At 72.8% G+C, this 6,976-nt stretch carries 9 protein-coding genes (1 of these 9 cut by a window edge); 7 read left to right on the plus strand and 2 right to left on the minus strand.

What is annotated here, in order from left to right; all coding sequences use genetic code 11:
* Positions 1–196 precede the first annotated feature (196 nt).
* Positions 197–889, plus strand: coding sequence for a hypothetical protein (locus ACFP3V_RS17070; protein WP_380584253.1), 693 nt, complete (start codon positions 197–199; stop codon positions 887–889).
* A gap of 15 nt (positions 890–904) precedes the next feature.
* On the opposite strand, the gene ACFP3V_RS17075 is transcribed toward ACFP3V_RS17070, so the two are convergent.
* A complete protein-coding gene (locus tag ACFP3V_RS17075) occupies positions 905–1,555 on the minus strand; it encodes a DUF2461 domain-containing protein (protein ID WP_380584255.1) in 651 nt (216 codons plus the stop codon).
* Positions 1,556–1,640: 85 nt separating this feature from the next.
* Between ACFP3V_RS17075 and ACFP3V_RS17080 the strand changes: the two genes are divergently transcribed.
* From ACFP3V_RS17080 to ACFP3V_RS17095, 4 genes are all read left to right on the plus strand, one after another.
* A complete protein-coding gene (locus ACFP3V_RS17080) occupies positions 1,641–2,429 on the plus strand; it encodes a DeoR/GlpR family DNA-binding transcription regulator (protein ID WP_380584257.1) in 789 nt (262 codons plus the stop codon).
* A 45-nt stretch (positions 2,430–2,474) separates the two neighbouring features.
* Complete coding sequence (locus tag ACFP3V_RS17085) at positions 2,475–2,852, plus strand: DUF4406 domain-containing protein (protein ID WP_380584259.1); 378 nt, start codon at positions 2,475–2,477, stop codon at positions 2,850–2,852.
* 77 nt (positions 2,853–2,929) lie between these two features.
* Entirely contained in the window at positions 2,930–3,232 is a 303-nt protein-coding gene (locus ACFP3V_RS17090; protein ID WP_380584261.1) for a DUF3303 family protein, read from the plus strand.
* A 99-nt stretch (positions 3,233–3,331) separates the two neighbouring features.
* Positions 3,332–3,979 (plus strand): DUF309 domain-containing protein, encoded by a 648-nt coding sequence (locus tag ACFP3V_RS17095; RefSeq protein ID WP_380584324.1) that lies wholly within the window; start codon positions 3,332–3,334, stop codon positions 3,977–3,979.
* A gap of 56 nt (positions 3,980–4,035) precedes the next feature.
* Here the strand turns inward: ACFP3V_RS17095 and ACFP3V_RS17100 are convergent, their stop codons facing one another.
* On the minus strand, positions 4,036–5,199 hold the full coding sequence (locus ACFP3V_RS17100; RefSeq protein WP_380584263.1) for a PucR family transcriptional regulator: 1,164 nt from the start codon (positions 5,197–5,199) through the stop codon (positions 4,036–4,038).
* Between the two features lie 149 nt (positions 5,200–5,348).
* Between ACFP3V_RS17100 and ACFP3V_RS17105 the strand changes: the two genes are divergently transcribed.
* Together ACFP3V_RS17105 and ACFP3V_RS17110 are read left to right on the plus strand one after the other, a co-directional pair.
* Positions 5,349–6,836, plus strand: coding sequence for a long-chain-fatty-acid--CoA ligase (locus ACFP3V_RS17105; protein WP_380584265.1), 1,488 nt, complete (start codon positions 5,349–5,351; stop codon positions 6,834–6,836).
* A gap of 19 nt (positions 6,837–6,855) precedes the next feature.
* Positions 6,856–6,976 carry the 5' end (the start) of a family 20 glycosylhydrolase gene (locus ACFP3V_RS17110; protein WP_380584267.1) on the plus strand. Its footprint extends 1,334 nt past the window's final position, so the window shows 121 of its 1,455 coding nt (coding positions 1–121); it begins with the start codon at positions 6,856–6,858; its stop codon lies off the right edge, out of view.

The following is a 6,976-nucleotide window of genomic DNA, read 5'->3' on the forward strand; positions in this document are numbered from 1 at the left end:
CCAAGACAACGATCCTCAAGCTCACGACCCGTCTCCTGTTTCGTACTGGGTGGGCTGGCTGCGTACGGGGCCCGTGCCCGCTTGTCACGCACCATAAGGGTACTGAGTGCCATTTGCCAAGGAACTGAGTGTCATTGCATGCGGGCTTGCTCACATTGGTTCACATGTGAACATTCCGCTCGTTACGGTCGAAAGCATGGCCAAGAAGAACGCTTCCTCCTCCGCCGCTGCCGCCCGACGTGCCCGGATCGCCGCCGAGCGGGCGGCGGACCGCCGCCGCGAGCGGCGCAACCGGCTGCTCGTGCGGGCGGGGCTCGGTGCCGCCGCGCTCGCGGTCGTAGGCGGCGGAATCGCGATCGCGGCCGACCGCGGTTCGTCCTCCGGATCCGGCTCCGCCGCCGGCACCGGCGCCGCCCGCTGGGCCGTCCCGGCCGACGCCTCCGTCGCTGTGACGTCCGCGGGCCTGCCGATGCTGTCGACCGAGGGCACCGTGCTGCACCTCCACACCCACCTGGACGTCTACGTCGACGGCAAGCAGGTGCAGGTCCCCGCGGAGATCGGCATCGACCAGGCGACTCAGCAGATCAGCCCGCTGCACTCGCACGACACCAGCGGCGTGATCCACATCGAGTCCCCGGAGAAGAAGGACTTCACCCTCGGCCAGTTCCTGAAGGAATGGCAGGTGCCCCTCTCCACCAGCCAGTTGGGCGACCTGAAGACCGACGCGACGCACACGCTCATCGCCTACGTCAACGGCAGGCCCGCCTCCGGCGACCCGGCGTCGATCGTGCTCAGGGCCCACGACGAGATCGCCCTCGTCTACGGCACGGCGAGTGAGAACGCCGCGGTGCAGGTGCCGAGCGGCTACCACTGGACCGACGGTCTCTGAACCGGGCCGGCGGCGTCACCGACGGCGGTCGTCGGGGAGTTCGCTCGGGCCGACGCGGTCGTCGAGCCAGGCGGCGAGGGGGCGGGTGGCGCGCAGGAAGTCCACTGCCCGTCGTTTCGCGGCGGCGGTGCCGAGCCAGGCGGCAGCCGGGTGCTGGCGCCAGGCGAACAGGTCCTTGTGGCGCAGCAGTTCGATCCGCGGGTGGTCCTTGGGGAAGCCGCGGGGCGCGGACTTCAGCTGCTCGCGGGAGCGGACCTCGATCTTCTGCTCCGTCAGCTCCGCGATGATCCGCTCCAGTTCGGCCCCCGAGAGATCCTCCGCCACCGCGGCGCGGTAGCGGGCCAGCTGGTCCGCGGCCATCCCGTAGTAGCCCGCGGCCAGGGCCAGCCCCTCCGCGGAGAGCTGGATGTAGCCGCCGTGCTCGAGGGTCGCGCCGATGGCCGTCTTGTAGGGGCTCTTGTCGGCGCTGAAGCGCACGTCCCGGTTGGGGCGGAACACCTTCCCCCGGCCGAACTCGGCCTCCAGCTCCTCGAGCAGCGCCAGCATCGGCGCGAGCACCTGCGTGTCATAGACCTCCCGGTGGGCGGTCCAGTAGGCCTTGGAGTTGTCCATCTCCAGGCCCTCGTAGAACTCCAGCGCCTCGACCGGCCAGCCCGTGAACGTCATGTCTCGGACAGTAGTCCAGTACGTCGGAGCGCGCAGTGAACAGCTTCATGTTCATATGAACGTGAAAGTGTGAGATAACTGCTGCATGAGTGTCGCCGACCGGCTCGACCTGACGCTGCGTCTGGTCCAGGGCTCCACCGACCGGGTCTCCGTGGCCGAGCTCGCGCAGCGGCTCGGTGTGTCCGAGATGACCGTCCGCCGCGATCTCGACGTGCTCGAACGCCAGGGGCTGGTCCGCCGCGTGCACGGCGGCGCGGTGCCGGCGCGGGCGCGCGAGGAGGGGGCGGGCTTCGACACCCGCGAGCAGTGGCAGGCCGCCACCAAGGAGAAGCTCGGCGCGGCCGTCGCCGAGCTTGTGCCGCCCGGCTCCCGGGTACTGCTGGACGCGGGGACGACCACCGTCCACGTGGCGCGGCACCTCGCCCGGCGCGCCCCGCTCACGGTCGCGGCACTCAGTCTGCAGACCGCCGTCGCCCTGGCGGACGTCCCGGGCGTCGACCTGCTGATCGTCGGCGGGCGGTCGCGGCCGGGGGAGCGGTCCTTCGTCGGGCCGCTGGCGCTGCGCACGATCGAGGCGCTCGCCTTCGACGTCTTCGTGATGTCGATCGGCGGCGTCCACGCGCAGCACGGGTGGTCCGAGTTCTCGCTCGACGACGCCGCCGTCAAGCAGGCCGGACTGGCCCAGGCGGCCCGGACCGTCGTCGTCGCCGACGCCACCAAGCTCGGCGTCCGGGCCTTCAGCCAGGTGGCGCCGCTGGAAAGGGCGGAGGTCTTCGTCACCGACCTCGCCGCCGGGGACGAGTCGACCCACCCCAACGGTCCCGCCACGCTCGCCGCGCTGCGCGAGGCCGGGGTGCGGACCGTGCTCGCCTGAGCCGGGCCGGACGTCCAGCTGACAACCTTTCAGAGAGGAAGCCGCATGCCGCCGTTGATGATCCTCGTCGCCGGTCCGTACCGCTCCGGGACCGGGGACGACCCGGTGAAGCTCGCCGCCAACGTCCAGGCCATGAACGAGACGGCCCTCGCGCTGTTCCGGGCCGGCCACCTGGGCGTCACCGGGGAGGCCCTGGCCCTGCCGCTGCTGGAGACGGCCGGCAGCGCCGGTCCGGACGACCCCCTCTTCGCGGAGCTGTTCCACCCCGTGGCCGAGCGGCTGCTGGAGCGCTGCGACGGAGTCCTGCGCATCGGTGGGCCGTCCGCAGGGGCGGACCGGATGGTCGCGCACGCACGCGCGCACGGCAAGGCGGTGTGGACGGCGGTCGAGGAGATCCCGCCGGCGGTGGGCGGCGACTGCTGAGGCGAGGCCGTGTGCGGGGGAGGAGGATGGGAAGCCGGACAGACGTCCGCACGCGGGGCGACAAGGAGGTCGGCCTGATGAGGATGCTGATGATCGTCCAGATGGACACCGGCAAGGCGAACCAGGCGATCCGGGACAAGCGCATGGCCGAGCTCATGCAGTCTGCGGTCGGCGGGCTCAAGCCGGAGGCGGCGTACTTCACCACCGTGGAGGGGTGCCGCGGCGGGTACATCGTCTTCGACCTGAAGGAGCCGGCCCAGCTGCCCTCCATCGCAGAACCCTTCTTCCTGGAGCTCGACGCAAAGATCACCTACTCCCCGGTGATGACCCCGGAGGACGTGATCCGCGGCCTGGACCCGGGCTACGTGGCCCCGTCCTGACCGCCACCGAGGGTGCGGCCCGCCGGTCGGCGGGCCGCACCCTCCTTTCCGGCGAGGTCTGCGGATCCGCGGCTGGGGCAGAATCGCAGCGTGAGCGGGATGACGAGCGAAGGCGGAGACCCGGCCTGCTGGCTGAACCTGGTCTGCGAGGAGTGCGGCAAGGTCCGCGCGCACCCGGGGCCGACGCCCTGCGAGCACTGCGGCTTCCGGCCGGAGCCGGAGGAGGACGACGAGCCCGTGTCCTGGGTGTGGCCGGTGGACTCCGCCGAGGACGGGCGAGCGGGCGGGGAGCCTCGCGCCGAGCGCGAGCAGGACCGGGACCGGGACGCGGCCGGGCGGGCGCGCAACGCGCGGCCCCGCGACGGACTCGGCCGGCCGCTGCCCTACGGAGTGCCGGGCGTGCCCCGCCAGCCCGAGGGGGTGGTCCGGACCCCCGCCGAGGCCCTGGCCGAGGCCCAGCGGCTGCTGGACGCCGGACTGCCGTTCCATGCCCACGAGGTCCTGGAGGACCAGTGGAAGGCGGCCCCGGAGCAGGAGCGCCGACTGTGGCGCGCCCTGGCCCAGTTCGCGGTCGGCCTGACCCACGCCGCCCGCGGCAACGCCGCCGGCGCGGCGTCCCTGCTCGACCGGGCGGCCGGCGGCCTGGAGCCCTACGCCGCCGCACCTCCGTACGGCATCGCGGTGGCGGCGCTGCTCGCGTGGGCCCGTGGACCACGGTCCGCCGAGCCGCCCCGGTTGCGCGACTGAGCCGCGGGACGGCCACCACCTGGCTCAACCACCGTCACCCGCAGTGCCGTGCGAGTTCACGGCGGCGGGGACTGGCGGAGGGCAGCCAGGGCCGGGGCCAGGTCGCCCGCGGCGCGGGGATCGGTGAGGCGACGCTGCGTCAACTCCTCGATGCGCCGCAGGCGGTAGCGAACCGTGTTGGGATGGACGAACAGCGTCCGCGCCGCCTCGTCGGCGGAGCCGCCCGCGGCGAACCAGTGCTCCAGGGTCTCCAGCAGCCGGGCCCGCTCCTGCCCCGGCAGGGCCAGGACCGGGCCGAGCACCACGTCGGCCAGCCGGGCCGCCTCGGCCGGAGCAGCGGCGACCAGCATGGCCAACGGGCTGTCGTCGAACCGGGCCACCCCGGGGCCGGTCAGTCCGGCCAGGGCCAGCCGGGCGAAGCGCAGCGCCCGCGGAGTGTCGAGCAGCGAGTCGAAGACCGGACTGACCCCGATCCGCGCCCCCGAACGCCGCAGCACCCGCAGGCCCACCGCCTCCGCGTCCGGCGCGGCCAGGGCGACCAGGCCCAACTGCTGGTCCGGCAGCAGCCGCCAGGCGGAAGGGAGTTGGGCCTCCCGCAAGGCCGCCTCCACGCCCGGAAGGGGCTCCTCGCCCGGGGCGGGAACGGTCGCGGCGACGACCGCGTACGGCCCCCGCTCGGGCAGGCCCAGCTGGCGTGCGGCCTCCCAGAGCGTGGTGCGCTCCACGATGACACCGGTGAACAGCGCCTCCGCGAGCGCCGAGCGGCGGGCCTCGCGCTGCAGGGTCAGTTCGGCCGTGGTCTCCCGGTGGGCCGCCGCCACCGCCTCCGCGTACAGGCCGAACAGGGCCCACAACTCCGCTGACTGCGTGACCAGTTGGGCGTCGGTGACCTCCGGGTGGGTGCGTGCCTCCGCGATGATCTGCTGCCACAGGAACTCGAAGCCGATCCGGTAGGCGTGCAGCGCCTCCGCCAGCGGCACCCCCTGCTGAGCCCGGATCCGGCCGGTGTCGCGGGCCGGTCCGGGGTCCGCGGGGCCGCCCTGCTCGAAGTGACGCAGGATCAGGTCCGCGTTCCGGGTGCAGGAAATCCGCAGCGAGTCGAAGGGAATCAGCGACTCGTCCGTATAGGAGGGGATGTCCCGGAGAATCCGCCGGGCCATCCGCTCGCCCAGTTCCGGCAGGCGTGCGTGCAGTGCGGTGGCCACCCCGGAAAGGTCCATCCCCGCAGCCTACGACGGTGGCATTGTTTCCAGGAACAAAATGGTTCCGGCACTGCTGTGACGCCGGACATAGGCCCGGCCCGTCGCGCGCACCACCATGTCGTCAGCGTGAACGGCGGATTTCGACGGTGACATTCGTGGAGGCGGGCATGGCCAATCTGGCGGAGTTTCTGGTGGAGACGGCGGCTCGGCAGCCCGAGCGGACGGCGCTGCGGCTGGGCCCGCTGAGGACCAGTTACGCCGAGCTCGACGAGCGCAGCGCCCGGGCCGCCGCGCTGCTGCACGCCGAGGGCGTCCGGCCCGGCGACCGGGTGGCGCTGATGCTCCCGAACGTCCCCGAGTTCGTGGTCCTGTACTACGGGATCCTGCGCGCCGGGGGGATCGTCGTGCCGATGAACCCGCTGCTGAAGACCCGGGAAACGGCCTACCACCTGAAGGACTCGGGCGCCGTGCTGCTCTTCGAGTGGCACCAGGCCCCTGGCGAGGGCGCGGCCGGTGCCGCGGAGGCGGGGGTCCGGCACGTCGCCGTGGAGCCGGCCGCCTTCGCCGGGGCGTTGGCCGGGTACGAGCCGGCGGCCGAGGTGGCCGCGGTGGCCGGGGACGACGTCGCCGTGCTGCTCTACACCTCCGGCACCACCGGCCGCCCCAAGGGCGCCGCGCTGACCCACGCCGGCCTGCGGCACAACACCGACGTCAACGCGGTCCACGTCCAGCAGTTGACGCCGGACGACGTGGTGGTGGGCTGCCTGCCGCTGTTCCACATCTTCGGCCAGACCTGCACCATGAACGTCGCCGTCCGGGCCGGGGCCTCGCTCACCCTGATCCCGCGCTTCGATCCGCAGACCGTGCTCGACGCCATCGCCCGCGATCGGGCCACCGTCTTCGAGGGTGTGCCGACGATGTACGCGGCGCTGCTGCAGCACCCCGCCGAGGCGGACGTCTCCACGCTGCGCATGTGCGTCTCGGGCGGGGCCTCGCTGCCCGTGGAGGTCCTGCACGGCTTCGAGCGCCGGTTCGGCTGCATGGTGCTGGAGGGCTTCGGCATGTCGGAGACCAGCCCCGTGGTCTCCTTCAACCACCCCGACCGGGAGCGCAAGGCCGGCTCCATCGGCACGCCGGTCAAGGACGTCGAGGTGCGGCTGCTGGACGACCGGGGCCAGGATGTGGCGCCGGGCGAGATCGGCGAACTGGCGGTGCGCGGGCCGAACGTGATGAAGGGTTACTGGAACCGCCCGGAGGAGACCGCGGCGGCCATCCCGGACGGCTGGCTGCGCACCGGCGACCTGGCCCGCCAGGACGAGGACGGCTACCTCTACATCGTCGACCGCAAGAAGGACCTGATCATCCGCGGCGGCTACAACGTCTACCCGCGCGAGATCGAGGAGGTGCTGCACGAGCACCCGGCCGTGGCGCTGGCCGCCGTGGTGGGCGTGCCGGACGAGCGGCTGGGCGAGGAGGTCGCCGCGGCGGTGGTGCTGCGCGCCGGGGCCGCCGCGACCGGGGCGGAGCTGCAGGAGTTCGTCAAGGAACGGGTCGCCGCCTACAAGTACCCGCGGGCCGTCTGGCTGCTGGACGCGCTGCCGACCGGTCCCAGCGGGAAGATCCTCAAGCGGGAGATCCACGCACCCGCCGGGTGACCGTTCCGGGCGGATCCGAGTGGACCTTGAATTGGTCCAGACCAGGTGCCACGATGGCGGGCGTGACCGAAGCGCTCTCCCTTGTGCCCTGGCCCGTCTCCGTCGCCCTCACCGGGCAGCCGGGAACCCCGCTCGACGAC

It is taken from the genome of Streptacidiphilus monticola (genome assembly GCF_042658505.1).
Classification (GTDB): domain Bacteria; phylum Actinomycetota; class Actinomycetes; order Streptomycetales; family Streptomycetaceae; genus Streptacidiphilus; species Streptacidiphilus monticola.

Bases quoted from the DNA above. Each gene is read 5' to 3' on its own strand.
- ACFP3V_RS17070 (WP_380584253.1), top strand. From the start codon at position 197: ATGGCCAAGAAGAACGCTTCCTCCTCCGCCGCTGCCGCCCGACGTGCC.
- ACFP3V_RS17075 (WP_380584255.1), bottom strand. From the start codon at position 1,555: ATGACGTTCACGGGCTGGCCGGTCGAGGCGCTGGAGTTCTACGAGGGC.
- ACFP3V_RS17080 (WP_380584257.1), top strand. From the start codon at position 1,641: ATGAGTGTCGCCGACCGGCTCGACCTGACGCTGCGTCTGGTCCAGGGC.
- ACFP3V_RS17085 (WP_380584259.1), top strand. From the start codon at position 2,475: ATGCCGCCGTTGATGATCCTCGTCGCCGGTCCGTACCGCTCCGGGACC.
- ACFP3V_RS17090 (WP_380584261.1), top strand. From the start codon at position 2,930: ATGAGGATGCTGATGATCGTCCAGATGGACACCGGCAAGGCGAACCAG.
- ACFP3V_RS17095 (WP_380584324.1), top strand. From the start codon at position 3,332: ATGACGAGCGAAGGCGGAGACCCGGCCTGCTGGCTGAACCTGGTCTGC.
- ACFP3V_RS17100 (WP_380584263.1), bottom strand. From the start codon at position 5,199: ATGGACCTTTCCGGGGTGGCCACCGCACTGCACGCACGCCTGCCGGAA.
- ACFP3V_RS17105 (WP_380584265.1), top strand. From the start codon at position 5,349: ATGGCCAATCTGGCGGAGTTTCTGGTGGAGACGGCGGCTCGGCAGCCC.